22 protein-coding genes and 1 pseudogene are annotated in these 25,849 nt (G+C 72.1%); 10 read left to right on the plus strand and 13 right to left on the minus strand.

Annotation, left to right across the window (positions count from 1 at the left end):
• Positions 1 to 5 precede the first annotated feature (5 nt).
• Positions 6 to 737 carry a polysaccharide deacetylase family protein gene (locus E6W39_RS08880; protein WP_228718038.1) on the minus strand — a complete coding sequence of 244 codons (732 nt, stop codon included), beginning with the start codon at positions 735 to 737 and terminating at the stop codon, positions 6 to 8.
• Entirely contained in the window at positions 734 to 1,843 is a 1,110-nt protein-coding gene (locus E6W39_RS08885) for an MGDG synthase family glycosyltransferase (RefSeq protein WP_181799165.1), read from the minus strand. Before E6W39_RS08885 ends, E6W39_RS08880 begins: the two co-directional genes overlap by 4 nt.
• 444 nt (positions 1,844 to 2,287) lie before the next feature.
• On the opposite strand from E6W39_RS08885, the gene E6W39_RS08890 reads away from it, so the two are divergent.
• The 4 genes from E6W39_RS08890 (at position 2,288) to E6W39_RS44010 (ending at position 6,436) form a co-directional block, all read left to right on the plus strand.
• Entirely contained in the window at positions 2,288 to 2,965 is a 678-nt protein-coding gene (locus tag E6W39_RS08890; RefSeq protein WP_101383485.1) for a response regulator transcription factor, read from the plus strand.
• 76 nt (positions 2,966 to 3,041) lie between these two features.
• Positions 3,042 to 4,400 carry a sensor histidine kinase gene (locus E6W39_RS08895; RefSeq protein ID WP_141637621.1) on the plus strand — a complete coding sequence of 453 codons (1,359 nt, stop codon included), beginning with the start codon at positions 3,042 to 3,044 and terminating at the stop codon, positions 4,398 to 4,400.
• Between the two features lie 288 nt (positions 4,401 to 4,688).
• Positions 4,689 to 5,516 (plus strand): RNA polymerase sigma factor, encoded by an 828-nt coding sequence (locus tag E6W39_RS44005; protein ID WP_407658373.1) that lies wholly within the window; start codon positions 4,689 to 4,691, stop codon positions 5,514 to 5,516.
• Positions 5,474 to 6,436 (plus strand): CAP domain-containing protein, encoded by a 963-nt coding sequence (locus tag E6W39_RS44010; RefSeq protein WP_407658374.1) that lies wholly within the window; start codon positions 5,474 to 5,476, stop codon positions 6,434 to 6,436. Before E6W39_RS44005 ends, E6W39_RS44010 begins: the two co-directional genes overlap by 43 nt.
• A 61-nt stretch (positions 6,437 to 6,497) precedes the next feature.
• Here E6W39_RS44010 and E6W39_RS08905 read toward each other — a convergent pair whose 3' ends face one another.
• Positions 6,498 to 6,860, minus strand: a complete 363-nt coding sequence (locus E6W39_RS08905) for a hypothetical protein (protein ID WP_141633065.1) — start codon at positions 6,858 to 6,860, stop codon at positions 6,498 to 6,500.
• Between the two features lie 308 nt (positions 6,861 to 7,168).
• On the opposite strand from E6W39_RS08905, the gene E6W39_RS08910 reads away from it, so the two are divergent.
• The gene (locus tag E6W39_RS08910) at positions 7,169 to 9,262 is read left to right on the plus strand and encodes a S9 family peptidase (protein WP_141633066.1); all 2,094 of its coding nucleotides are present in this window, start codon (positions 7,169 to 7,171) and stop codon (positions 9,260 to 9,262) included.
• A gap of 89 nt (positions 9,263 to 9,351) precedes the next feature.
• On the opposite strand, the gene E6W39_RS08915 is transcribed toward E6W39_RS08910, so the two are convergent.
• Positions 9,352 to 9,702, minus strand: coding sequence for a hypothetical protein (locus tag E6W39_RS08915; RefSeq protein WP_141633067.1), 351 nt, complete (start codon positions 9,700 to 9,702; stop codon positions 9,352 to 9,354).
• A 163-nt stretch (positions 9,703 to 9,865) separates the two neighbouring features.
• Here E6W39_RS08915 and E6W39_RS08920 point away from each other — a divergent pair, with 163 nt between their 5' ends.
• Entirely contained in the window at positions 9,866 to 10,054 is a 189-nt protein-coding gene (locus tag E6W39_RS08920; RefSeq protein WP_141633068.1) for a hypothetical protein, read from the plus strand.
• Between the two features lie 115 nt (positions 10,055 to 10,169).
• On the opposite strand, the gene E6W39_RS08925 is transcribed toward E6W39_RS08920, so the two are convergent.
• Positions 10,170 to 10,820: a DedA family protein gene (locus E6W39_RS08925; protein WP_141633069.1), complete on the minus strand. Its 651-nt coding sequence runs from the start codon at positions 10,818 to 10,820 to the stop codon at positions 10,170 to 10,172.
• 105 nt (positions 10,821 to 10,925) lie between these two features.
• On the opposite strand from E6W39_RS08925, the gene E6W39_RS08930 reads away from it, so the two are divergent.
• Positions 10,926 to 12,977 carry a transglycosylase domain-containing protein gene (locus E6W39_RS08930; protein ID WP_141633070.1) on the plus strand — a complete coding sequence of 684 codons (2,052 nt, stop codon included), beginning with the start codon at positions 10,926 to 10,928 and terminating at the stop codon, positions 12,975 to 12,977.
• A gap of 167 nt (positions 12,978 to 13,144) precedes the next feature.
• Here E6W39_RS08930 and E6W39_RS39170 read toward each other — a convergent pair whose 3' ends face one another.
• Positions 13,145 to 15,448, minus strand: coding sequence for a hypothetical protein (locus E6W39_RS39170; RefSeq protein ID WP_181799166.1), 2,304 nt, complete (start codon positions 15,446 to 15,448; stop codon positions 13,145 to 13,147).
• 223 nt (positions 15,449 to 15,671) lie between these two features.
• Entirely contained in the window at positions 15,672 to 16,517 is an 846-nt protein-coding gene (locus E6W39_RS08940; RefSeq protein WP_141633071.1) for a TetR/AcrR family transcriptional regulator, read from the minus strand.
• 228 nt (positions 16,518 to 16,745) lie between these two features.
• On the opposite strand from E6W39_RS08940, the gene E6W39_RS08945 reads away from it, so the two are divergent.
• Entirely contained in the window at positions 16,746 to 18,494 is a 1,749-nt protein-coding gene (locus E6W39_RS08945) for a S53 family peptidase (protein ID WP_141633072.1), read from the plus strand.
• Positions 18,495 to 18,726: 232 nt separating this feature from the next.
• Positions 18,727 to 19,350, plus strand: a complete 624-nt coding sequence (locus E6W39_RS08950; RefSeq protein WP_141633073.1) for a GNAT family N-acetyltransferase — start codon at positions 18,727 to 18,729, stop codon at positions 19,348 to 19,350.
• A 29-nt stretch (positions 19,351 to 19,379) separates the two neighbouring features.
• Here the strand turns inward: E6W39_RS08950 and E6W39_RS08955 are convergent, their stop codons facing one another.
• The 4 genes from E6W39_RS08955 to E6W39_RS08970 all read right to left on the minus strand — a co-directional run bounded on the left by E6W39_RS08955 (position 19,380) and on the right by E6W39_RS08970 (position 22,349).
• Positions 19,380 to 20,150, minus strand: coding sequence for a class I SAM-dependent DNA methyltransferase (locus tag E6W39_RS08955; RefSeq protein WP_141633074.1), 771 nt, complete (start codon positions 20,148 to 20,150; stop codon positions 19,380 to 19,382).
• 75 nt (positions 20,151 to 20,225) lie between these two features.
• Positions 20,226 to 21,014 carry an SDR family oxidoreductase gene (locus E6W39_RS08960; protein ID WP_141633075.1) on the minus strand — a complete coding sequence of 263 codons (789 nt, stop codon included), beginning with the start codon at positions 21,012 to 21,014 and terminating at the stop codon, positions 20,226 to 20,228.
• A 70-nt stretch (positions 21,015 to 21,084) separates the two neighbouring features.
• The gene (locus E6W39_RS08965; RefSeq protein WP_141633076.1) at positions 21,085 to 21,660 is read right to left on the minus strand and encodes a TetR/AcrR family transcriptional regulator; all 576 of its coding nucleotides are present in this window, start codon (positions 21,658 to 21,660) and stop codon (positions 21,085 to 21,087) included.
• Between the two features lie 32 nt (positions 21,661 to 21,692).
• A complete protein-coding gene (locus E6W39_RS08970) occupies positions 21,693 to 22,349 on the minus strand; it encodes a class I SAM-dependent methyltransferase (protein ID WP_141633077.1) in 657 nt (218 codons plus the stop codon).
• Positions 22,350 to 22,440: 91 nt separating this feature from the next.
• Between E6W39_RS08970 and E6W39_RS41155 the strand changes: the two are divergent.
• Positions 22,441 to 22,581, plus strand: a pseudogene (locus E6W39_RS41155) (IS630 family transposase); the annotation flags it as partial.
• Between the two features lie 535 nt (positions 22,582 to 23,116).
• Here E6W39_RS41155 and E6W39_RS08985 read toward each other — a convergent pair.
• On the minus strand, positions 23,117 to 23,935 hold the full coding sequence (locus tag E6W39_RS08985; RefSeq protein WP_141633078.1) for an SH3 domain-containing protein: 819 nt from the start codon (positions 23,933 to 23,935) through the stop codon (positions 23,117 to 23,119).
• A gap of 11 nt (positions 23,936 to 23,946) precedes the next feature.
• The gene (locus E6W39_RS08990; RefSeq protein WP_141633079.1) at positions 23,947 to 25,740 is read right to left on the minus strand and encodes a hypothetical protein; all 1,794 of its coding nucleotides are present in this window, start codon (positions 25,738 to 25,740) and stop codon (positions 23,947 to 23,949) included.
• Between the last annotated feature and the right edge of the window lie 109 nt (positions 25,741 to 25,849).

Below are 25,849 nucleotides of genomic sequence, written 5' to 3' on the forward strand. Positions count from 1 at the left end.
CGCGTTCACAGCGGGTGGTTCAGCCGATGCCGTGGTCGCGCAGCGGGCCCACCGTCAGCCCTGCTCCGCGCACCGCTCCAGCAGCCGGGGCAGCGCGCCCAGGGTGGAGCGCCAGGCCTGCGGCGCCGAGGTGCAGTCGGAGTCGTGCAGCAGCAGCGTCGCCCCGGCGAGCGAGCCCCGGGTGATGGTGCGCAGCACCGAGTCGGGGGTGGCTTTGGCGGTCCAGTCCTGGCCCAGTGGGTCCAGAGCACCGGGCGCAGGTTGTTGCGCCGCGCCGCGTACAGCGCCGAGGTGTTGAGCACGCCGTAGGGCGGGCGGTACCAGCGCGGCTCCTGGCCGGTGACCGAGCCGATCAGCTCCTTGGCGCGGGTGACGTCGTTCAGGGTGGCGCGCGGGCCGCGGATCAGCAGCGGGCGGTGCGCCCAACCGTGCACCGCGACCTCGTGTCCGGCGTCGACCAGCTCGCGGCCCAACTCGGGGTCCTTGCTGAGCATCTGGCCGAGCAGGAAGAAGGTGGCCTTGGTGCCGGTCTTCTCCAGCTCCTTGAGGAAGAGCGGGGTGGAGGCGCGGTCCGGGCCGTCGTCGAAGGTGAGCGCGACGTGGCGCGGGTTGCCGGGGCCGCTCAACTTCGGTGCCAGCAGCGGCCGCAGCGGGCCGAGCGAGGTGAGCGCGGGCAGGCTGTGGCCGACCGCCAGGGCGCCGGCGGTCAGGGCCAGGGTGCGGGTCGTGGTCGTCACGAGGCCACCTTCAGGATCGGTGCGGACACGTCGCCGGCCATCGCGGCGACCACCCGCTCGGCGCTGGGCGCGGTCCGCTGGCGCGGGATCGCGGGCCGGGCCAGCGCCTCGGCCAGGGCGGCGCCGAGCTGCTTCTCGTCGCGTATCCAGACCGCGAGTCCGGCCTCGTCCAGTGCGGCCGCGTTGGTCACCCCGTGGCCCGGCAGGCAACGGTAGCTGACCACGGGCAGACCGCTGGCCATCGCCTCCAGCGAGGTGAGCCCGCCGGCGTTCTGCACCACCACGTCGCTGGCCCGCAGCAGGGCGGGCATGTCGTCCACCCAGCCGAGCGCGACGCCGGTGCCGCTGGCGACGAGCTTCTCCCGCAGCGCGGTGTTGTGCCCGCAGACGGTGACCGGCACGGCCACCCCGGCGGCGGCTATCTCCTTGGCGGTCTGCTCGACCTCTCCGACGCCCCAGGAGCCGGCGGTGATCAGCGCTACCGGCTGGTCCGCGGGCAGCCCGAACCGGGCGCGCTCGCGGGCCCGTTCGGCGGCCGAGCGGGCCGGGCGGAAGGCCGGGCCGACCAGCGGCTGGCAGATCTCGATGTCCTTGGCGCCGTGCCGGGCGGCCTGGGCGGCCGCGACCGGGTCCAGCGCCAGGTGCAGGTCGACGCCGTCCGCCACCCACAGCGGGTGCACCGACATGTCGGTGAGGAAGGTGGTCACCGGCACGTCCAGCTCGCCGCGGCGGCGCAGCCGGCCGAGCGCCTGGCTGGCCAGCGGGTAGGTGGAGACCACGGCGGCGACGTCCTTGCCGATCAGCTGCCTGGTTCTGCGGGCCGCGGCCTTCGCGAACAGCGAGCTGACCATGCCCGACGAGGACTGGTTCTTCTCCAGGCCGCTCAGCAGCCAGCCCCAGGCCCACGGAGCGACCTTCAGCTCCAGCGCGTAGCTGGCGCGCAGCAGCCGACCGCAGCCCGGCGGCAGCAGGTCGAGGAAGTCGTGGCACTGGGCGTCGAAGCCGGCCGCCTTCAGGCGGCGCACCAGCTCCCGGGCGGCGCCGTCGTGCCCCGCCCCCACGCTCGCGGACACGACGGTGATCCGGCGCGGCTGACTCGACCGCATCAGGCTCCTTCCCAGGCGGGCCCGGCCACCCGCCGACAGCGGAGCCGCACCCGCGACTCGCTGCGTCATACGGATGTACTGGGACCCCCTGCCTGGGCTGCCCGGCCGAACCACGGGCCGGGCGGACCGGCCCCGAGATCCCTTTCGGAGCCGGCCCGAGTCGGTCGGGCCGGTCAGGCCGTGACGGTAGGCCGCCCAGCGGGAGTCCGGGTGGATGGCGGCCGGACACCGGGTGTCCGCCCTCCGACAGCTCGGCCAACTCCTGGGCGAATTGCCCGGTTTGCCCCACCCTGTCGGTGTTGACCGAGGCCTCCGCCGGCACTCGAACCAACCCATCGCATCGAACTGCTGCGCCACAGCATGCGACGGTCTACCTGAAGCCAGCCTGAAGCTAGCTGAAGGGGTCTTCAGCAAATCGTTAAGTCGGCCTGGAATCCTGGTGGCATGCGGGTACTGGTGGTGGAGGACGAGCGGCGGCTGGCCGCGGCGCTGCAGCGCGGGCTGCAGGCCGAGGGGATGACGGTCGATGTGGCGCACGACGGCCCGCAGGGCCTGTGGCTGGCGGGCGAGCACGACTACGACGTGATCGTGCTGGACATCATGCTCCCCGGCGTGAACGGCTACCGGGTCTGCGCCCGCCTCCGGGCCGCCGGCAACGAGGCCGGGATCCTGATGCTCACCGCGAAGGACGGCGAGTACGACGAGGCGGAGGCACTGGACACCGGCGCCGACGACTTCCTCTCCAAGCCGTTCTCCTTCGTGGTACTGGTGGCCCGGCTGCGCGCCCTGGCCCGGCGCACCGGCCGCCGTCGCCCGCAGAGCCTGGAGTTCGGCGACCTGCTGCTGGACCCGGCCCGGCACACCTGCACCCGGGGCGGCACCCCGATCCGGCTGACCGCCCGCGAGTTCGCGGTGCTGGAGTACCTGGCCCGGCGGGCCGGCGAGGTGGTGCCCAAGCGGGAGATCCTGGAGCAGGTCTGGGACAGCGCCTTCGAGGGCGACCCCAATGTGGTGGAGGTGCACATCAGCGCGGTCCGCCGCAAGATCGACGCGCCGTTCGGCCGCAGTGCGCTGGAGACCGTGCGCGGTGCCGGCTACCGGCTGGCGGCCGACGGTGGCTGACCGCCCGGTGCGGCGGCTCGGCACCACCACGGGCACGGCCAACGCACTGCCGCCGCGCCGCCGCGGGCTGGCCAGGCTGCGACCGCTGACCGTGCGGGCCCGGGCCACCCTGGGCGCCTGCGCGGTGGTGGCGATCGCGCTGGCCGTCGCCTCGATGGCGCTGGTGGGCCTGCTCGACGCCAACCTGCTGCACAACGCCGAGGCCGACGCCGACGCCCAGGCCGACGCGGTGGCGCAGGAGGCCGTGGCCGGCAGGCTGGACCCGCTGCTGCCGCCCACCCACGGCGCCGACTTCATCCAGGTGGTCGCCGAGAACGGCCGGGTGCTGACCTCCAGTCAGAACCTGGCGGGCCGTGCCCCGATCTCCGCGCACCAGCCGACCAGCCCGGGCACCGTCCGCAGCACCTGGGACGTCGGAGCGCTCGGCGACCAGCACCGCCAGCAAGTGGTGCAGGTCACCACCGAGACCGGCAGCGGCCTGGTCACCGTCTACGCCGGCACCTCGCTGCGGGACGCGGACGCGGCGGACGACACCACCTCGGCCGCGCTGCTGGTCGGGGTGCCGCTGCTGCTGGTCACCGTTGCCGTGGTCACCTGGTGGGTGACCGGCCGGGCGCTGCGCCCGGTGGAGGCGATCCGGGCCGAGGTCGCCGAGATCAGCGACCGCGACCTGCACCGCCGGGTCCCGGTGCCGCAGACCCATGACGAGATCGCCCGGCTGGCCGTCACCATGAACGCCACCCTGGACCGGCTGGAGTCCTCCGGCCTGCGTCAGCGCCAGTTCATCGCGGACGCCTCGCACGAACTGCGCAGCCCGATCACGGTGCTGCGCACCCAGCTGGAGGTGGCGCTCGCGGTCCGCGACCCGGCCGCCTGGCCGGAGCTGATCAGCGGTGCGCTGGAGGACACCGACCGGCTCCAGCAACTCGCCGTCGACCTGCTGCTGCTGGCCCGGATCGACGCCGCCGAGCCGGTCTCCGACCAGCGGCTGAACCTCACCGAGCTGGTCCGCGAGGCCGTCGACAAGCGGCACGGCGACCGGGTGCCGGTCAGCGTGGAGCTGGTGCCGGACGTGCAGGTCACCGGCAGCGGGCTGTGGCTGACCCGGGTGGTGACCAACCTGCTGGACAACGCCCAGCGGTTCGCCGAGCACTCGATCGCCGTCCGGCTGACCGTCCCGGAGGAGGACGGCGCACAGCCGGCGGTGCTGGAGGTCACCGACGACGGCCCGGGCATCCCGCCGACCGACCGCGAGCGGATCTTCGAGCGCTTCACCCGGCTCGACGACGCCCGCAGCCGGGACCACGGCGGTGCCGGCCTTGGCCTGGCGATAGCCCGCGATCTGGCCGCGCACCACTACGGCACGCTCACCGCCGAGGACGCGGCGTGCGGCGCCCGGCTGGTGCTGCGGCTGCCGCTGGCGCCGGCCGACTAGGGCCGCTCCTGCCGACCGGCCAGGGCCGCTCTCACGGATCATGCCCGGGCGCGCGGCGCCCTGATCCATGGGACCGGCCCTGGCCGCCCCCGCACCCCGGCCCCTGCGCGACCCGGCTTGCGCCAATCGGCCGACCGGCAATCGGCTGGTGCTGCCCGCACCCCGGGCCCCGCTGCCCTGGCCCCGCGCACCGTTCGATTAAGGTCGGGCCCGAATTTCCGTTATCCGGCTCCACCGCGCGGATCTCCTGCTGTGGATAGGTCGGTTGGCTGGAGAAGGTGGGCACGGGTGGAGACGGACAGGTACCGCGACCTGGCGGTGCGGGCGCGGACGGATGACACGACGGCTCGTCAGGAGTTGCTCGGCGAGCACCTGCCGCTGGTCTACAACATCGTCGGCCGGGCGCTGAACGGGCACCCGGACACCGACGACGTGGTGCAGGAGACGATGCTGCGCGCGGTGGACGGACTGCCCGCGCTGCGCGACCCGGCCGCCTTCCGCAGCTGGCTGGTGGCGATCGCGATGAACCAGGTGCGCCAGCGCCACCGCGCCCAGCAGGCCCGCCAGGCCGACGGGCTGGACGAGGTGCGCGAACTTCCCGATCCGGCCGGTGACTTCGCCGAGCTGACCATCGTGCGCCTCGGCCTGTCCGGGCAGCGCCGGGAGGTGGCCGAGGCGACCCGCTGGCTGGACGCGGCCGACCGCGAGGTGCTGGCGCTCTGGTGGCAGGAGGCGGCCGGCGAGCTGACCAGGGCCGAGCTGGCGACGGCGCTGGAGCTGAGCCCGCAGCACACCGCGGTCCGGGTGCAGCGGGTCAAGGAGCGCCTCGACGGCGCCCGGACCGCGGTGCGGGCGCTGGCCGCGCAGCCGGGCTGCCCGGCGCTGGCCGAGCTGACGGCGGGTTGGGACGGGACCCCGGTGCCGCTGTGGCGCAAGCGGATCACCCGGCACGTCCGCGACTGCGCCGACTGCCAGGAACCGGCCCGCGGCCTGGTGCCCGCCGAGGGCTGCTGGCGGGGCTGGCGCTGCTGCCGCTGCCGCGCCGGTTCCCGGCCGTGCCGACGGCGGCCCAGGTGCCGAACACGGCCGGCGCGCCGAACACGGCTGACGCGCTGAGCACGGCCCGGGTGCCGAGCGCGGCTGACGCGCCCACCACGGCGGTCCGTCCGGCGCGGCACCGGACAGGTGGCCGCGGCACCGGGTCGTCGGCTGCCGGGGGCCTCTCCCGGGTGCGGGCCCGGGCGCGGGCGCGCACCCGGCGGCGCCGCCAGGCCGCCACCGTGGTCGGCGCGCTGCTGGTGCTGGTCGCGGCCGGCATGGTCTGGGACGGCATCGGCGGCCCGGACGGCACCGGCTCCCGGCAGGCCGACGCACGGGACCCCGGGCTCTCGGCGGCGATCCCCGGCACCGCGGGCCTGCTGCTCGACGCGCTGGCCGGCACTTCGCCGTCGCCCTCGCCCAGCACCGCGCCGCCCAGCGCCTCGCCCTCGCCGTCCGACTCCAGCTCGCCCTCCCCGTCCGACTCACCGACCCCCTCGCACTCGGCCGCGCCCACGCCGTCGCGGACCAGCGCCGCTCCCCAGCCGAGCAGCGCACCGCCCGCCCCCACGCAGCCCGGCCCGGGCGGCCTCCCGGCCCCGGCCCCCGGGCAGACGGCCTTCATCACCCAGGTGATCAAGCTTGTGAATGTGCAGCGGGCCCAGAACGGCTGCGGCCCGGTCACCGCCAACGGCCAGTTGCAGCAGGCCGCCCAGCGCCAGTCGGACGACATGGCGGCCCGCCAGTTCTTCGACCACACCAACCCGGACGGCGCCGGCCCGCAGCAGCGGATCGAGGCGACCGGCTACCAGTGGAGCACCTGGGGCGAGAACATCGCCCGCGGCCAGTCGGATCCGGCGTCCGTGATGGACAGCTGGATGAACAGCCCGGGGCACCGCGCGAACATACTGAACTGCGCGTTCAAGCAGCTGGGCGTGGGCGTGCACATGGGCCCAAACGGCCCGTGGTGGACCCAGGACTTCGGCACTCCGGCGTAACGGTTCTGCTGACGAAAAGGCGGTGCCGCCCCGGGCGCCCCGGGGCGGCACCGCCGGGTGGTCACTGCTGGGCCGTCACCCCGCCCGGGGGCTCGGCGGTGACCGTCGGACGGACGGATTCATCGACACCTGCCGGGCGGGCGGCTTCGGCGGCCGCGGCGGCCGACTGGGCCACCTCCGCCCGACCGAGCGCGAGGTGGGCGGCGCAGGCCACCACGACCCAGGCGAGCCCGCCGCTGTGCGTGTAGGCATGGCCGGCGGTGTGCAGCTGCTGCTGGTCGGTGCCGCAGTAGAGGCAGGCGTTGGCGTGCAGTTGCTCGCCGCTCACCAGCAGGTGCTGGGCGGGGCCCTCGATCGGGTGGTAGTCGATCGGGATCGGCGGCCGGCCGGCGGTCAGCTGGTGCGATGTCAGGTCCGAGGTCATCGGGTCCTCTCCAGGGTGAGAACTCCAGGATCCTGGACGGCCCCAAGCTCCGGTCACCCTGAGTGGCCGCTCGACTCCGCCCATGAGTCCAGACTGGCCCTGCCGGGGCGTCACCGCACCCCGGACGGTCGGATTTTCAGTTCTTTTCGGCTGAATGCCCGTCACTTGTTGGCCACTTGGCCACCCTCGCGGCACCGGGTGTCAGGTCGGCGCCGCCTTCCCGTCCCGCAGTGCCACCCCGACCGTCCCGCAATGCCACCCTGAATTCCGGCTTCCGGGCCGACCCGTGCAGGTGGCAGAGTGTCGGAATGTCGACTACCACCAGCACCACGCTGCCCGAACAGCTCATCCGCACCCAGCGGTTCACGCTCGGCGCCCCGGGCCAGTTCACCATCGCCCCGGACGGCGCCACCGTGCTCTTCGTGCGCAGCCGCGGCGGCGCCGACCCGGTCGGCTGCCTCTGGGCGCTCGACCTTGAGCCGGCCGAGGGCCGCGATGGCGTCGAGCGGCTGCTGGTCGACCCGGCCGAACTGCTCGGCGGCGCCGGCGAGCAGCTCTCCGAGGCCGAGCGGACCCGCCGGGAGCGCACCCGGCAGTTCGGCCGGGGCATCACCGGCTATGCCACCGACCGGGCCGCCGCGCTGGCCGTCTTCACACTCTCCGGTGAGCTGTGGACGGTGGACACCGCCACCGGAGCGGCCCGCCGGCTGCCGGCCGAGGCCCCGGTGGTCGACCCGCGCCCGGACCCGACCGGCCGCCGGATCGCCTACCTGAGCGGCGACACCCTGCGGGTGATCGAGGCCGACGGCACCGGCGACCGCGCGGTGGCCGTGCCGGACGGGCCCGCCGTCTCCTTCGGGCGCCCCGAGCACGTGGCCGGCGAGTCGATGGACCGCCACTGCGGCTACTGGTGGGCTCCGGACGGTGAACGACTGCTGGTCGCCCGGGTCGACGAGTCGATGGTGGCGCTCTGGTACCTGGCCGACCCGGCCCGCCCCGAGCTGGCGCCACGCGCCGTCCGCTACCCGGCGGCCGGCACCGCCAACGCCGAGGTGACCCTCTGGCTCACCGAGCTGGACGGCCGGCGCACCGAAGTGCGGTGGGACCGCGCCGCCTTCGAGTACCTGACCGCCGCCGGCTGGGACGCACACGGCCCGTTCGCCGCGGTGCAGACCCGCGACCAGCGCACCGTGCGGCTGCTGGCGATCGACCCGGCCGACGGTGCCACCGCCGCGCTGGACGAGCAGCACGACGACTGCTGGGTGCAGTTGGTGGGCGGCCTGCCCGCGCGGACCGCGGGTGGCGCGCTGCTCGGGTTCGCCGACCGGGGCGACACCCGGCACCTCACCGTCGACGGCGAGCCGGTCACCGCCCCCGGGCTGCAACTGCGCGAGGTGCTGTCGGTCGACGGGGACCAGGTGCTCTTCGCGGCCTCCGAGGAGCCGACCCGGGTCGAACTGTGGAGCTGGGAGCCGGAGTCGGGCGCTCGGCGGCTGACCGACGAGCCGGGGCGGCACAGCGGCGTGCGCAGCGGGGCCACCCTGGTGCACACCGCCCGCTCGCTGGCCCGGCCCGGCAGCCGCACCCGGGTGCTGCGCCCCGGCCGGCCGGCGGTCGAGATCGCCTCGCACGCCGAGGCGCCGGCGCTGGCGCTGCGCGTCGAGTCGGCCGCGGTCGGCCCGCGCGGGCTGCGCACCCAGCTCTTCCTGCCGTCCTGGCACCGGGAGGGCGACGGCCCGCTGCCGGTGCTGCTCGACCCCTACGCAGGGCCGGCGCTGCAGAAGGTGGTGGACGACGGCGCCTGGTGGGCGCTGGTCTCCCAGTGGTTCGCCGAGCAGGGGTTCGCGGTGCTGGTGACCGACGGCGCCGGGGTGTCGGGGCGCGGGCCGGCCTGGGAGCGCGAGGTGTACGGGGACAGCGTCGGCCCGGCGCTGGACGACCAGGTCGCCGCGCTGCACGCCACCGCCGAGCGCCGGCCGGGGCTGCTGGACCTGGACCGGGTCGGCATCCGCGGCTGGTCGTTCAGCGGCACCCTGGCGGCCGCGGCGGTGCTGCGCCGCCCGGATGTCTTCCACGCGGCGGTGGCCGGCGCCGGGAACCACGACCAGCGGCTGTACGACACCCACTGGCGGGAACGTTTCCTCGGCCACCCGGACGAGCACCCCGACTGGTACGACCGCAGCTCGCTGCTGCTGGACGCGCCGAAGCTGCGCCGCCCGCTGCTGCTGGTGCACGGGATGGTCGACGACAACGTGCTGGCCGCCAACACGCTGCGGCTCTCGGCCGCCCTGCTCGCGGCCGGCCGCCCGCACGAGGTGCTGCCGCTCAGCGGCGCCACCCACGCGGTGACCAGCGCCGAGCTGCTGGGGCACCAGCTGGCGTTCCTGCGGCGGCACCTCTGAGTGGCCCGGTGGTCGGTTAGCGGTCGGGTAGCGGTCGCTACGGGCTGCTACGGGCTCTTGCGGGCTCCTACGGCTGAACGGACGGGCTGCTACGGCTGAACGTCACTGCGGGCGCAGACCCAGGCCAGCGCGTCATGGACGCCCCGGGCGTACTCGCGCTGCGCCTGGTCGACCCGCAGATCGAGATGGCGGACCTGGGCGGCCTGCTGCTCGGCGCCCAACTGCGCCGGGCACGGTCCCTCGGGCCCGCTGGCCATGCTGGTGGTCACCGGCGCGAGCCGGGCCCGGCCGAGCGCCCAGCGGTAGCCGTCCAGCGAGCCGTGACGGGCGGGCGAGGGTTCGAAGGGGGTGTCGCCGATGTACTCCAGGCGCGCGAGCGCGCTCTCAACCTGCTCCCGGGATCGCGCCCCGACGCGGGACGTCAGTTCGTCGCTGGTCATGTCCGCAGACTAAGCAGCGCCGACCGCCGGGGCGCACCCGAGACGGCCAAGGGAGCGAACTGCGCTCGGTCCCCGCGTCGGGGTGCGCATCGCACCGGTTCGGGCCCACACTCGGGAGTAACGCAGGACCATCCGGCCACGCCCCGACCCACGGAGGCTTCCCATGTCCGAGTCGATCGAGAGTGAGCAGCCCACTCCTGACAACCTTCTGCACACCGGAGCCGAACATCCCGTCGACCCGGTGGACCTGGTGATGGCGTCCGGTCGGGATGTCACCCCGGAACTCGTCGAGAAGGCGCGCCAGAAGCTGGAGAAGGAGGGCCCGGCGGCAGTCGAGAAGCTGATGCCCTGATCAGCGGGCCCGCCCTCGACGGGTGCGCACCCCGGCGCCGCCGCCTCTGACCGTGCTCAGCGGCGGCGCCCGTGCGCGACGGTGGGCCGCCCGTGCTCAGCGGTGGTACGCGTGGTCAGCGCTGGCGCTCGTGCGCGGCGCGGCGTCGGCGCAGCAGTCGGCGGAGCAGCCAGGCCAGCACCAGGACGACCAGGGCGATCAGCAGGAAGAGCTGGTACCGCAGCGCCTGCCGGTAGACCTCGTTGATGTTGCCGCCCGCCAGGTAGCCGGCCGTGCTCCAGGCCCCGACCCAGAGCACGGCGCCGAGCACGTTCCAGAGCATGAACCGCCGCCAGGCCATCTCGGTGGTGCCGGCGATGATCCCGTAGGTCTGGCGCAGCCCGTCGACGAACCGGGCGATCAGCACCACCTTGCCGCCGTTGCGGTTGAAGAACGCCTCCGCCTTGTGCTGCCGGTCCTCGGTCAGCGCGACGTAGCGGCCGTAGCGGTGCACCAGGGCCCGGCCGCCGTAGCGGCCGAGCAGGTAGCCGGCGCAGCCGCCGAGCACCGCCGCCAGCAGCGCGATCGCCACCACCCCGGCCAGTGAGAGCCGCCCGGCCCCGGCGTAGACGGCGGCCAGGATCAGCACCGTCTGGCCCGGCACCGGGATCGCCGCGTTGTCCAGCAGCACCAGCAGGCCGACCGCCAGATAGCCGTAGTGCTCCAGGAACGGTGCCAGCGCGGCCAGTGGGCCGGGCAGCTCGCCGCCGGACGGGGCCGGAGTCATGGGCAGCACCTCGAAGGTCCGTAGGCGGACATTGTCGCAGGCTTGTGACGGACGACGCCCGCCATTTGGTCCGATTCCTCATCTTTTCTACATAGAGTGCAAGGCATGTCTTCGTCGCGTTTTGGCACCTTCATCCAGAAAAGCGGCTTTGCTGCCAAGCTCGTCGGCGCAAGCGCGGCCGCCGGAGTACTCACGGCCGGGATCGCGGTCCCAGCCGTCGGCGGGCTCGGGCTGACCGCCAAGAGCGCCGTCGACGACTTCCAGAACCTGCCGGACGACTTCAAGGCGCCGCCGCTCAGCCAGGCGTCGACGATCTACGACGCCAACGGCGGCGTGATCGCCACCGTCTGGGACCGGGACCGGACCGTGGTGCCCAGTGATCAGATATCCCCGCTGATGAAGTCCGCGCTGGTGGACATCGAGGACAACCGCTTCTACCAGCACGGCGCGATCGATGTGAAGGGCGTCCTCCGCGCGGTCGGCAACAACGCGGGCGGCGGCGGCACCCAGGGTGCTTCCACACTGACCCAGCAGTACGTGAAGAACGTCTTCGTCGAGGAGGCCGGCGACGACCAGCAGGCGGTGCTGGCGGCCCAGGCCCAGACGGTCGGGCGCAAGCTCAAGGAGATGAAGTACGCGATCAAGGTCGAGGAGACCTTGAGCAAGGACCAGATCCTGACCAACTACCTGAACATCACCTTCTTCGGTGAGCAGGCCTACGGGATCGAGGCGGCGTCCGAGCGGTACTTCAGCGTCCACGCCAAGGACCTCACGCTGCCGCAGGCCGCGCTGCTGGCCGGCCTGGTGCAGTCGCCCAGCGGCTACGACCCGGTGGCCAACCCCAAGGCGGCCAAGGAACGCCGCGACACCGTGCTGAAGAAGATGGCGCAGTACGGCACCATCAGCCAGGACCAGGCCGACCAGGCGATCAACACCCCGGTCCAGCTGAACGTCAGCCGCCCGCAGCAGGGTTGCATCACCGCCCAGCAGGGCGAGGGGTTCTTCTGCGACTACGTGAAGAACCAGGTGCTCAACGACCCTGCCTTCGGCACCAGCTCGGAGGCCCGCGCCGCGCTCTGGAAGCGCGGCGGTCTGCAGATCCACACCACCCTGGACCCGAAGGCCCAGGCGGCCCTGCAGTCCTCGGTGACCAGCCACGTCTACGCCACCGACAAGGCGGCCACCGCGACGACCGTGGTGCAGCCCGGCACCGGCAAGATCGTCGCGATGGGCCAGAGCCGCCCGTACGGCGTGAACGCCAACCAGACGCAGATCAACTACAACGTCGAGAAGTCGATGGGCGGCGGCATCGGCTTCCCCACCGGTTCGACCTTCAAGCCGATCGTGGCGGCGGCCGCGCTGGAGAACGGCATCACGCCGTCGCAGTCCTACGCCTCGCCGTACAGCGAGCCCTGGCCGGTGATGACGGACTGCAACGGCGGCCGCTACACGCAGCCCAGCACCGGCACGGTGCACAACGACAGCACCTCGCTGGTCGGCCCGTTCACCATGGGCCCGGCGATGGCGGCCTCGGTCAACACCTACTTCGCCTCGCTGGAGGGCGACGTGGGCCTGTGCAACGTGGCGCAGATGACCAACAAGCTCGGCATCACCCAGCAGGCCGGCGGCGACAAGCTGGCCGTCACCCCGGCGATGGCGCTCGGCTCCAACGCGCTGACCCCGCTGGAGATGGCCAACGTCTACGCGACCTTCGCCGCCCACGGCACCTACTGCACCCCCACCGCCATCACCGACGCGACCGGCCCCGACGGCAAGCCGATCAGCGTGCCGCAGAGCCAGTGCAGCCAGGTGATGTCGACGCAGACCGCCGACCAGATCACCACCATGCTCAAGGGCGTGGTGCAGGACGGCACCGGTAGCCCCGCCGGCCTGAGCGACCGGGACAGCGCGGGCAAGACCGGTACCACCAACGACAGCAAGCAGGTCTGGTTCGTGGGCTACACGCCCGAGCTGTCCGGTGCCACCGTGGTGACCGACACCGACAACCCGCGCCCGCTGGACGGCCAGAGCATCGGCGGTACGGTCGTCGGCCAGGCCTTCGGCGGCACCCTGGCCGGCCCGATCTGGCGCGACACCATGAGCGGTGCCCTGCAGGGCACCAGCCCGACGCCGTTCACCACCGTGCCGCTGCAGTAAGGCCGTTGGGCGCGCCCCTGCTGATGCCGATGCCCCCGTGCTGCCGACCGAGGTCGGCGGCACGGGGGCATCGGTGTCATGGGTGGGGGGCCTACCGGTTCGCTCACCCGTCGGCGTGACGGGCGGCGGTGATCAGGGGCCCCTTGATGCGGGGCCCACCGGTTCGCCTACTCGTCGCCGTGGCGGGCGGCGGCCACGGCGGTGGCCAGGGCCTCCTTGATGCGGGGGCCCAGGCGGGCGAAGCCCAGCTCCTTCATCGCGGCGCGCAGCAACTCGTCGTCGGTGCGGGTGGTGTAGTCGCTGTCGATCCAGCGGACCAGGGCGAGCAGTTCCTCAGCGCTGTAAGCGGTGATCGGGCGGCCCGGGGTGAGGTCCGGCCGCTGGGGGCGCCGGGGGGCGCGAGCTGCGGGCTCGGGGTCCTCGGCGACGGGCTCCTCGATGACGGGCTCCTCGGCGGCGGGGGCCTCCGCAGTGGGCTCCTCGGCGACGGGGGCGAGCTCGGCCACGGGCTCCTCGGCGACCGGGGACTCCGCGACGGGCTCCTCAGCGACGGGGGCGAGCTCGGCCACGGGCTCCTCGGCGACCGGGGACTCCGCGACAGGCTCCTCACCGACGGGGGCGAGCTCGGCCACGGGCTCCTCGGCGACCGGGGACTCCGCGACGGGCTCCTCGGCAATGGGGGCGAGGGCCGGAGTCTCGGCGACCGGGGAGGGGTCGGGCTCGATGACGGGCTCGGGCTCCTCGGCGGCGGGGGACTCGGTGACGGGCTCCTCCGCAACTGGCGCTTCTGCGGTGGGCTCCTCGGCAACCGGCTCGGGCTCGGTGACCGGCTCCTCGGCGATCGCCACGGGAGCCGGCTCGGGCTCTTCGGTCACCTCCGGCACGGCGGCGACGGACTCCTCGGCGACCGGAGCGGCCTCGTCCTCGGTCGCGACCGGGGCCGGCGTCTCGGCCGCGACGGGCTCCACCTCGGCGACGGGGGCGGGGCCCTCGGTAGCCGCCTCCGAGGAGGGCACGACCTCGATGGTCTCCTCAACCACCGCGACGGCCGGCTCCTCGACGAGCTCCACGGCCTCAACAGCGTCAGCCGGCTCGACGATCGGTGCCTCGTCGACCGCCACGGGATCCGGCTCGGGCTCCTCGACCGCCTCCGTATCCTCGACCGTCACCTCGGCCACCACGGCCTCGGCAATCGGCTCCGGCTCGGCGGCGACCTGCTCTTCCTCCTCGACCTCGACCTCGTCGGCGGCCGGGGCGATGACCTCCAGGGCCGGTTCCGGCGAGGGCGACGGGATGACGATCAGGTCGGCAGCCGCATCCTCGCTCTCGACGACCGCCGCCACCGCGTCAACCTCGGCCTCGACCTCGACCTCGACCGCGGACTCGGATTCCGCCGCAGCGTCGACCTCGGACGCCGTGTCAGCCTCGACCACGACCGACTCAGCGTCCGACACGTCTACCGCGTCCACCGCGTCCGCCGCCTCCGACTCCCGCGCCAGCGCCTCGTGCGCCTCGTGCGCCTCGTGCGCCTGGTGCGCCTCGTGCGCCTCGTGCGCCTCGTGCGCCTCGTGCGCCACCCGCGCCGTCCACGCGGCCTCCGCCGCCGCGCGGTCGGCCCGAGCCGCCGTCAGCTCGGCGAGCAGCTCGGCAAGGCCCGCGCCCTCCAGCTCGGCGCGCAGGGTGCGCAGTTCGGGCAGGCGGTAGAGGGTGCCCTCGTCTGCGGCCAGTGCCTCCACCAGCTCGCCGAGCTCGTCGAACCCCAACTCGTCCAGCGCCTGACCGTCCAGCAGCCGGCCCAGCTCCCGCAGTCCGCCGGCCAGCGCATCCGCGCACTGCCCGGTGAGTTCCAGCAGTTCGGCGTCGACCGGCCGCGCCACCGTGCCGGCGACGGGGGCCAGCGCCTGCCACTCCTCGCGCTCGGCGGCGGCGGCCAGCAGGGCGGCGTGCAGCGCGTCGCGGCGCGGGCGGTCGGCGACGGCGAGTCGGCGGGCCTCGGCGCGCAGCTTGCGGCGGCGGCCCCAGGAGATCTTGAGTCCGCGTTCCTTGCGCCAACTGCCGCTGGCGGTGGCGGCCGCGAGGGCGTCGAGGTCCGCCTCGTAGGCGCCCGAGCGGAGGGTGGCCGCGGTCTCTCCGACCCGGCGCAGCAGGCCGACGAGGGTCACCACCTCGGCCACCGTGGTGGATTCACGCAGGGCGGCTTCGGCGGCCAGGCGGTCGGCGGCCTCGCGCAGCGCGCTGAGGTCGCCGCCGCGGACCTCGGCGAGCGCGGTGGAACCGGCCCGGGCTTCTTCGGGGTTGGTCACGGTGTCGGCGGCGGTGTACCAGGCGTGGGTGTCCACGGCCAGTGTGAAACCGCCGAGTTCGGCGTACCTGAGCAGGTTCTCGCCCAGGTCGGCCGCGGGGTCGGGCGCAGGGTCGCCGGAGCGGTCCTGCTGCGGTACATCAGCGTTCTTGACGGGAAGCACTGTCATGGGGAACGTCCGGATTCGTGGCGAGGGGCTGCGTCGGTACGGCCGTCGGGCTGCGGGTGGAGCGTGGTCGCGTCCCGGGGTCCGTGCTGGTAGGTCAGGATACGGGTGGGCGTTCGACCGTTGCACGCACCCGCCGTCGCTGCCTGCCACTGTGCCGTGCTCACGCCACCGTGTGCACCCCTGACACGCCTCTGCCCGACTGCCACCCCGTTGCCGTCTGCTCCTACTTCGCCGATCGCCCCCTCCTCTCGACCTTCTTACCGACCTCCCCGCCGACCTTCTTATCGGCCTTTTTCTCCGCCCGCTCGGCCGCCCTCTCCGCCACCTTCCTCACAGCCTTATTCGCCACCTTCCGGGCTTTCTGCACCGGCTTCGGCGGGGACAGCTGATCGAGCAGCAGGTCCAGACCGGCCGTCAGTTCGGCCTGGGCGTCATGGTCGGCTTGCAGGGGAACGGTGGCACGCAGGCGCGGGTACTCGGCGGCCGGGAGCCGGTGCAGACCGAGGCGGAGCAGCGGGTCGGGCTCGGCCGGGTTGTCCACCACCGGGCGCTTCTCGACCAGCAGGTAGCCGAGGACCCAGCCGACCAGTGCGCGGTACAGCCGCAGCGTGGTGCGATCGTCATACCCGGCACCGGTGATCAGGCCGAGCATGCGTTCGTTCAGCCGCAGCATCGGCGCGGGGCGTCGGGAGACCGGTACGGCGAGCGGCCGGGAGACCACCAGCGGGAAGACGTTCGGATGCACGTCGGCCACCGCGCAGAAGACCCCGGCGATCCGGTGCACCTCGCTCCGCCAGTCCCCCGGCCGCACCGGGCCGAGCCGGTCCATGACCTCGCCGTAGAAGGCCTCCACCATGCCGTCGAGCAGGGCCTCCTTGCCGGAGGCGTAGCGGTAGAGCGCCATTGGTTCCACACCCAGCTCGGCGGCCAGCCGGCGCATGGTCAGCGCGGCCAGCCCCTGACGGTCCGCCAGGTCGATCGCGGCGGCCAGCACGCGCGGCCTGGTCAGGCGCCCGCGCCCGGCCTGCGCTCCGGTCCCGTGCGCCCCGCTCTCCGCATTCGCCACCATGGGGGTCTCCTCACTCCGTCTCCCCCTTGACTCCCTCGCCTCTCGGGGGCAATGCTAAGTATACAAAGTACATGTCTGTCGTACGCATACATCGAACGCTGCTGCTGTAGTCGCATGCTGCTTTCGTAGTCGCACGCGCCTTCTGTATGCGCGCGATGTCGCCGTACGCATCGAGTTCCTGCCGTTTCACTCCCAGGCCCCGGATTGGGGCCGGAAGCTGGTGACACCATGTCGCGCAGCCACTACCTCGCTCTGCCGGACAGCGACCGAACGCCACGCCGTGGCGCCGTGGTCGCCGGACCGGTCAGCCCGACCGAAACCCTGTCCGTCACCGTCTACCTGCGACGCGACCCCGTTGCCGCCGCCACGCCCGACCCCACCGACTACGCCTTGGTGCCGCCCACCCAGCGCGCCGCGCCCGACGAGGCGGCACTGAACGCCGCCAACCGGGCCGTGCCGCAGGACGTGGAGGCGGTCGAGCGGTTCGCCGCCCGCCACGGGCTGACGGTCAGCTCCGTCAACCAGCTGGCCCGCAGCGTCCGGCTGACCGGCACCACCGCCCAGATGTCGGAGGCCTTCCAGGTCACCCTGGCCCGCTACACCTACCGGGACCGCGACCAGCGCCACCGCAGCTACCGCGGCCGCGAGGGCGCGGTGCACGTGCCAGCCGAGCTGCACGGGATCATCACCGCCGTGCTCGGCCTGGACGACCGGCCGCTGGGCGCCAACCTGCTGACCCGTCAGACGGCCAGGATCCCGCTCGCCCAGCTGCCCGCGAGGGCGGGTGGCGGCCTGCCGCCCGGCGCCTTCCTGCCGACCGACCTGGCCGCCCCCTACGCCTACCCCGGCTCGCTGGACGGCACCGGCCAGACCATCGCCGTGCTCGCCTTCAACGGCCAGACGCAGCCCGGCGTGCCGTCCGGCGGCTACAGCCCGTCCGCGTTGCAGACCTACTTCACCCAGGTGCTGCACGCCCCGATGCCGCAGATCACCGACATCACGGTGCACGGCCCCGGCAACGACCCGGGCCAGGACGACGGGCAGGGCGATCCCGCCGACAGCACCGGCGAGATCATGCTCGACCTGCAGGTGGTCGGCGCGCTGGCACCCGGCGCCAAGATCGTCGTCTACTTCACCGAGTTCACCGAGCAGGGCTGGGTGGACGCGATGAACGCGATCACCACCGACACCGCCAACCGCCCCGGCATCATCTCGTGCAGCTACGGCAACCCGGAGGACGATCCGGGCTCGGCGTGGACCAGGATGGCGATCACCGCCGTCGACCAGGCCTTCGCCCAGGCGGCGCTGCGCAACATCAGCATCTGCTGCGCGTCCGGTGACGACGGCTCCCGCGACCAGGGCAGCGACAACCGGGCGCACGCCGACTTCCCGGCGTCCAGCCCGCACGTCCTCGGCGTCGGCGGTACCCGGCTGGTGGCCGGCGGCGGGCAGGTGGTCAGCGAAACGGTCTGGGACGACGGGCCGGGCAGCGCCACCGGCGGCGGGGTCAGCCGCTGGTTCCCGGTGCCGACCTGGCAGACCTCGGCGCCGGTGCCGCCGTCGGCCAACCCACCGCATCACAAGGGCCGCGGGGTGCCGGACGTCTCCGCGCTCGCCGACCCGCAGACCGGGGTGGTGATCATCAGCGTGGACGGTCAGCACCTGGTCCAGATCGGGGGCACCAGCGCGGCCGCACCGCAGTGGTCCGCACTACTGGCCCGGGTCAACCAGGGGCTGGGCGCGCCGGTCGGGTTCCTCAACCCGCTGCTGTACGGCAAGTTGGCGAGCGGCGTGCTGCGGGACATCACCCGGGGCAGCAACGGCGCCTACCCGGCCGGCCCGGGCTGGGACGCCTGTTCGGGCTTCGGCAGCCCCGGCGGCCAGGCCCTGCTGGACGGCCTGAAGGCGCTGGGTGCACAGCATGCCCGGATCCCGGCCCCTGCCGCACCGACCTCGAGCGAGGTGCCGACGGGCTGATCAATAGCCCTTCCAGGGGCGGCACTTGGACCGGCCGCCCCTGAAAGCCCGTTGCACTGCAGGGCCGTTGCACTGCAGGGCCGTTGCACTGGAAGGCCGTTGCACTGGAAGGCCGTTGCACTGCAGGGCCGTTGCACTGGAAGGCCGTTGCACTGCAGGGCCGTTGCACTGGAAGGCCGTTGCCCGGAAATTCCGTTGCCTGCCGCACCGGCCGCCACGCAGAATGCGCGCCATGAGTGATGATCACGAGGACACCGACTTCGCCACCGATTTCTCTGTCAAGCCCACCCTCACCGGCGAGTTGGTGATCCTGCGCCCGTTCGAGCTGGAGCGGGACGCCCCGGTCATCCGCGAGTGGCTGACCGACCCGGAGGTGCTCCGCTTCACGGACGGCAGTCTCGACACACCGCCGCCGTGGGACGAGGAGGCCGAGCGGACCATGCGGGAGTGGTACGGCACCCGGGCCGACCAGCCCGACCGGCTCGACCTGGCGATCGTGGACCGCGCCACCGGGCACTGCGTCGGCGAGGCGGTACTCAACCAGTGGCACCCGGCCAACCGCAGTTGCAGCTTCCGGATCCTGCTGACCGCTGCCGGGCGCGACCGGGGCCTGGGCACCGAGGCGCTGCGGCTGATCGTCGGGTACGGCTTCGAGCGACTCGGCCTGCACCGGATCTCGCTCACCGTCTACGGCCACAACCCGCGCGGCCGCCGCAGCTATGAGAAGGCCGGCTTCGTCCTGGAGGGCACCCGGCGCCAGGTGCTGCACTTCGGCGAGGAGTGGGTGGACGACCACGACATGGCCATCCTCGCCCCGGAATGGGCCCGGCACCGGGGGTACCCCGAACTGGCCTGACGCGGTTCGGGGCCCCCGGCAGCGGGTTGTCAGTCGATCGGCTTCTCCCAGACCGAGACGTGCTGGGCGCTGTCGTCCGCGAACGGCTTGCGCGTCCAGCCGTCCCAGCGTTCGCGCAGGCGCAGTCCGGCGAGTTGGGCCATCAGGTCCAGCTCGGCCGGCCAGACGTATCGGAACGGCACCTCGCGGTGCTCGCCGCGGCCGTCGGCGGTGACGCTGATGTAGTGGCAGTTCGCCGCCTGGGTGACGGTGTCGTAGTGGGAGTAGGCCCAACCGCTGCTGCTGTTGCGGGAGTTGTGGGAGTTGTGGAAGGGCACGATGTTCTGCCCGGCCGGGATCTTCCGCAGCTCCGGCACCATGGTCTCGATGACGAAGGTGCCCCCGGGTGCGAGATGCGCCGCGGCGTTGCGGAAGCAGGCGACCTGGGCCTCCTGCGTGGTCAGATTCATGATGGTGTTGTAGACCAGGAAGACGAGCGAGAACGGCCCGTCGGTGGTGGTGGCCACGGTGGTGGCCATGTCGCCGATCGTCACGCCGATGTCGTCGCCGCCGGGCTTGGCCCGCATCCGGGCCACCATCGCCCGGGACAGCTCGATGCCGTGGACCGGGACGCCCCGCTGCGCGAGTGGCAGCGCGATCCGTCCCGTCCCGATGGCCAGTTCCAAGGCCCGTCCGCCACCGGCCAGTCCGGCCAGGAAGTCCACGGTCGACTCGATAACATCGGCCTGGTAGGCGGGACTTGAGGGCTGGTCGTAGCGCTCTGCGATTTTCTCTCCGAAGTACCCGTCTTCATCGATCACCGGTGGACGGTACCTCGGCGGCGGCCGGGGCGCTGGGGATTTTCCCGCCGCATCTGCCGCCATGTAGCTGTGCGGCTATGCGGCCTTGAGGGTGCCGCCGTCGATGACGTAGTCGGCGCCGTGGATGTTGGCGGCGCGCTCGGACAGCAGGAAGGCGACCAGGTCCGCCACCTCTTCGGGCTGCGTGAGGCGTCCCGAGGCCATGCCGAACTTCCCTGGGAGACCGGCGAGGAGGTCGCCGTGGTTGATGCCGAACGCCGCGGCCACCTGGCCGCCGAACCCGTTCGGGTCGGTCCATATCGGGCTCGCGGTGACGCCCGGCGAGACGGTGTTGACCCGGACGCCGCGCGGCGCCAATTCCTCGCTGAGCCGCTTGCCGAACTGTGTCAGCGCGGCCTTGGCCTCGGCATATCCGACCGGGGATCCGGTGGGCACGCGGGCGTTGATCGACGAGATGTTCACGATGGCGCCCTTGCGCTCCAGGATGCTCGGCAGGGCGGCCCTGGTCGTCCAGACCGCGCTGAACAGGTTGAGGTCGAAGACGGCTTGCCACTGCTCGTCGCCGGTGTCCAGGAAGCCGGCGAGGGAGAACTTGTCCGGGTCACCGGCGCCGACGTTGTTGACGAGGAAGTCGATCCCGCCGACTTCTGCGATTGCCTGGTGGGCCACCGTCGTCGCCCCCTCCCGGGTGCTCAGGTCGGTGGCTATGACGGCGGCGGCCGCCTTCTCCAGCTCCGGGGTGATGGTGCGGGCGGCGCCCACCACCTTGACGCCCTCCGCCGCCAGCGCCTGGGCGATGGCGAGGCCGATGCCGCGGCTCGCGCCGGTCACGAGGGCGGTCTTGCCGGTGATTCCGAGGTCCATGAGGGTCCCTTTCTTGAACTACAGGTCAAAAATTGGGCCGTAGAAATGCCCCCGTCGGGGGCAGGGTGGATCAGAGGCCGGCGAGAGCGGTGTCGATGATCTGGTACAGGACCGGCCCGTCGAACGTCCTGACCATGACGCGCAGGCCCACGATGGTGTTCATCAGGAACCGCGCCTGGGCGTTCGCGTCAACGTCGGCAGCAACATCGCCGTCGAGCCGGCCCTTCTCGATGCGCCCGGCGAGCAGCTGGATGCTGCATTCCACCATGCGGCGCACCGCCAGGGCAGCCTCCTCGTCCTGCGCACCGAGCTCCAGCTCGGTGTTCATGGCAAGGCAGCCGCGCCGGACCGGCCCGTTGAGGTCCGCCTCCACAAGGAGCACCAGGTAGGCGCGGATGCACTCTTTGGCGGTGCCCGGTCGCGCGAGGACCTCCTCGGTCAGCTCGGAACCGACGCGGCCGTATCGATCGAGTGCCTTGCCGAACAACTCCCGCTTGGAGCCGAAGGCGTGGTACAGGCTGCCCTTCGCCACGCCGGTGGCCTCGGCCAAGTCGGCGGGCGAGGTGCCGGCGTAGCCGTTGGTCCAGAACGTCTCCATCGCCTGTGCGATGACGACGTCCGGTTCGAAGCTCTTCGGCCTGCCCATGGTTGGACGGTAGCCGGTATTTGACCTAGGGGTCAACAACCATTGTTCGCCTTGTGGAAGAGCAGGCAGGCGTGGGGGACGCGGGCCTCGGGATCCTCCAGGAGCTGGGCCTGCGTCATGAATCCCGAATGGGTGGCGAGTTCGGCGATGCGGTCGGGCTGGAGGAGGTGGACGTCGAGAGCCATGGGGTGGCCGCCGTAGCCCTCGCGCTTGCGCCGGACTTCGTCGCCGACATGGAAGCCGAGCAGCAGGTGGCCGCCCGGGGCCAGGGCCCGGTGGAACTCGGCGAAGGCGGTGGGGAGTTCAGCGGGCGGGAGGTGGATGATCGAGTACCAGGCCACGATGCCGGCGAGTTGGCCGTCGGGGAGGTCGAGAGCGGTCATGGTGCCGGTGTCGAACCGCAGATGGGGGTGGTCGCGCCGAGCCACCTCGACCATCCCCGGTGAGAGGTCGATCCCGCCTACGTCCAGGCCGAGTTGATGCAGATGCGCCGTCACATGACCGGGTCCGCAACCCACATCAGCCACCGGACCGCCACCCGAGGCGAGCACGAACTCGGCAAACGCACCGAGCATGCCGCGCCCCAACTTGTCGCGCTGGAAGGCGGGTCGCACGAAGGCGGCGTAGTCGACGGCGACGGTGTCGTAGGAGGTGCGCGTCTCGGTGAGGTAGGTGGGCTCCTCAATCATGCGAGTGACCATACCGGCGAGGTGGTGTCGGGCCGTCGGCACCCGGTGGAGGCCGGCTACTCCCCGGTGTTGTTGCCCAAGCACAGGATGTAAGGGCACCGCGAACACCCTGGCCTCACTAAGGTCGATCCGGGCTGCCCGACCGGACGGCGCCCCGGTCTACGTGATCCTGGACAACCTCTCCACCCACAACGGCAAAAAGATCCTCCGCTGGGCGAAGGACAACAACGTCCACTCTGCGCCCGAATCCGCAGCGAGAAGGGCCTGCGCTGGGGCGGACGACCGGCGAAAGTCGCGTGACTCTACCAATGGCACCGGCGACACTGACGCCATGACTGGTTCTGCACTGCCTCGACTGCTTCGACCGCGTGCCCTGAGGCCCGGAGATCTGGTTGTCATCGCATCGCTGTCCGGTCCGGAGCGGCATCCGCCCGCTCGACCTGAAGGCGCTGCTCGACCTGTACAGCGTGGTGAATCCGCAGGAACGTGATGGCTGGCTCGCCCTCGCCCGGGAGGGACGCCATCAGCGATGGTGGCGGATGTTGGAGGATCAGCTTCCCCAGGACTTCTTGGACCTGATCGGACTTGAGGAAGACGAAGGGATCACCCGGTCACCCGAAGCCGAGGCCACCCGTACCGGTTGGAGTCCAGCCGGCGGGTGTGCCTCACGCGTCACCGTCATCGACCTGGTCAAAGTCATCGGACGGTCGCCCGGAGCGGGGCGCTGTCGCCTGGCCGGAGCCCGGGCCGTCACCTTCGCCGGTAGGTCACGTGCCGGGCCGCCGCCCCCGGAGCGGCGTGAGACTCTGGGCGCGGACCCAGCCTGACCAGCCGTTCGAGCAGATGATGTTTGCCCAGCCGCTCGCCTCGTCGGAGACTTGTACTTCGAGTCCGGCGTTGAGTTGCGAGACGGGGGCCCGCGCCGGGTCGGGAGTGCTCCAGGCGGGTTCGCCTCCCTTGGCGATGCGATGAGTCGGCTGCCACGCGTGCGCGGCGTTCGGCGGTGGCGGCGGAGACGGAGGCGGAGAGGCTTCGGGGGGTGGCCCGAGGCCTTGCTTCTCCGGCGCCGCGGCCCGTGCCTCGGGGCGCGCTTCTCCCGTCCCGGCTGGCGCCGAGGCCACTTTGGACTCGGCTTCCTCCAGGGAGCGCTGGGCCTCGGCCATCAAACGTTCGGCCTCCTGGAGCTCGGATGCCTGGGTCCCGGCCTCTGCGCCGACTTCATCGAGGAACGTGACGGCGCGGGCCATCTCCGCGGCAACGCCGACGAACGACTGTCGTGAAAGCCCCTCCAGGTACAGCGTCATGCGCACCTGGATCGCCTGACTCGTGGCCGTGCAGTGCAGCAGGCCGGATCGCGCCTGGGCACACGCGTGCGCGAGCCGGTCCAGCGGAAACAGCGACGCGGCCGCATCGCCCGGCCGCCACGGTGGATGCCATTCGAGGACAAGTTCCACCTCGTCGGGGCTCTTCTCCTGTGCGGTGATCTCTGCGGGTGTCATTCCTTCAAATGTCACGCTCAAACCGCCCGGTACCCCGCGCACCGGCCCGTCCGCGCCCCACCGTGCGATCAGCTCGCTCCATCCCATCTCGTCCTCCTCTACTGGTCGATCCCGATGATCGACCCGTCACTGCCGTAGCTGTACGAAGGAGCTGGGCGGTGCCACGTCCCTTCCGGCAGGTTTCCTGCCGCGAGGCAGTTCTGATGGGTCCGTTCACGCCTGTCGTAGAGGCTTTGTGCGTCACGGCGCAGGTCGTCGATCTCTGCCGCCCGTCGGCCGAGGTCGTCGTCGTACCCTTTCGCAGCCCCATCGATCGCGTCGCTCAGTGCCCTGGTGAACTGCACCATGTCCAGTCCCAGTTGCCGCAGCCTTGGCAGCTTCGAGTACGGGATGCGGATGGAGTACTCCGGGAAGTCCACTTGCACGTTCGTACCCGGGATTGTCTCGGAAAACGCCGGTATGGTCACTTTCAAACCCTGGAAGTTGTTGTAGATTTTCCGGGCGAGCCCGAAGAGCCGCCATGCCCGGATCCCCCTGGCGGCCACCGTCGTCGCCAGAGTGCCCACCGCGCCGATCATCGTGGCGAGTGAGCTGTAGAACCCCATTCCCAGGAGCATATTGGTGCCACCGGCAGCCACCTCCGCGTCGTAGTGCGCAATACGCCAGCGAAGTTCCGCGGCCTTGCTTCGCATCTCCGCGGCCGTGACTTCGAAATTCGCCTTGTGCAGGCTGACGTCATTCCGTTCGTCGACCGCCTGCCGCATCTCGTTCAGCGTCCGGTTCAGGTCCTGGTCAAGCTGTAGGAGCAAGTCCCCGCACTCCCCCTGATTCCGCGGCTCGAACCCGTCGTCTCCGACCGGCGGACGGCGCCGGCGGCGGTTCAATGCGAGCAGTCCGGCGATGGCCGCCGCTGCCGCGGCTCCCAGGCCCGCCACGAGCGGCAACACGGAGGATCCACCACCCGTCGGATGGGTACCGGGTAACTCGGACCCCTGGCTGGGAGCGAGCGACGGAGACTGTGCGGTCTGGCCGGCCCCGGCCCTGGTGAACAACACGGTCGGGGAGTCCGCACTCACGTTGTTGACGGTGTCGCTCGCCTTCACGCTCACCTGGTGGTCGCCGACCGACACACCGCCAAGACTCAGGGTGTTCCCGGTCGCGCCGGGCTGTACCTGTCCGTCGACCGTCCATTCGTAGGTGATGTTGGAGTTGGCGGCTTCACCCGTCACCCCGGCCGAACAGGTCACTTGGCCGGAATCCTGAAGCACGCTGGTGTCGCAGGTCAGCCCCGCCGCCAGCCCGGCCGGGGCTGACTGCGCAGCGCTGGGTGACGGCTGACCGGATGTTGCGGGAGCAGAAGAGCCGGCTGATGGCTGGCCGGAGGTCGCGGGAGCAGAAGAACCGGCTGATGGCTGGCCGGAGGTCGCGGGAGCGGTCGGATAGACATTGACTACGAACATGCCCTGGATATTGCTGTCATTGGCCTCGATGTTCTCGTAGGTGTGGGTGATGCCCAGTTCCAACTTCCCGTCGATCGGCGCAGTGAAGGAGCCGCCGACGCCGATATCGAAAAGCGTGTTGTTGCCGGCACCGAACCGGCCTTTGAGGTTGTAAGCAAAGAATCCGAGCTGGTAGTACCCGTCCGGGCCCCACGGTTGATTCGAGTTCGGATAATTCAGCATGCCCGTGGCGGTGACTGCGAAGCTCTGACCCTTCTTGAGCTGAATCCCCGTGGACAGCCAGCTGCCGGGCTTGACGTCGAAGGTCTGGGCCTGCGCGCCGGCAGGTACCGGAACCGCCCAGACGAACACGGTGAGGACAGCGGCGAGCAGCGCAAGGATCCGAAAGTGCGCCGCGTGCGGAGGCGGTGCTTGTGGCGGTTGAGAAGTCATGGACAAGCGCCCTTCCCGGGCTGCGCGGCCGAGGTTCTCGGAGTCGACGAAAGCAGCCGACTGACGGTCGACCGAAGCTCGATCACCGGCTCCGCGCGAGCACCGTCGG

The sequence above is a fragment of the Kitasatospora acidiphila genome (assembly GCF_006636205.1).
In the GTDB taxonomy this organism is placed as follows: Bacteria; Actinomycetota; Actinomycetes; order Streptomycetales; family Streptomycetaceae; genus Kitasatospora; species Kitasatospora acidiphila.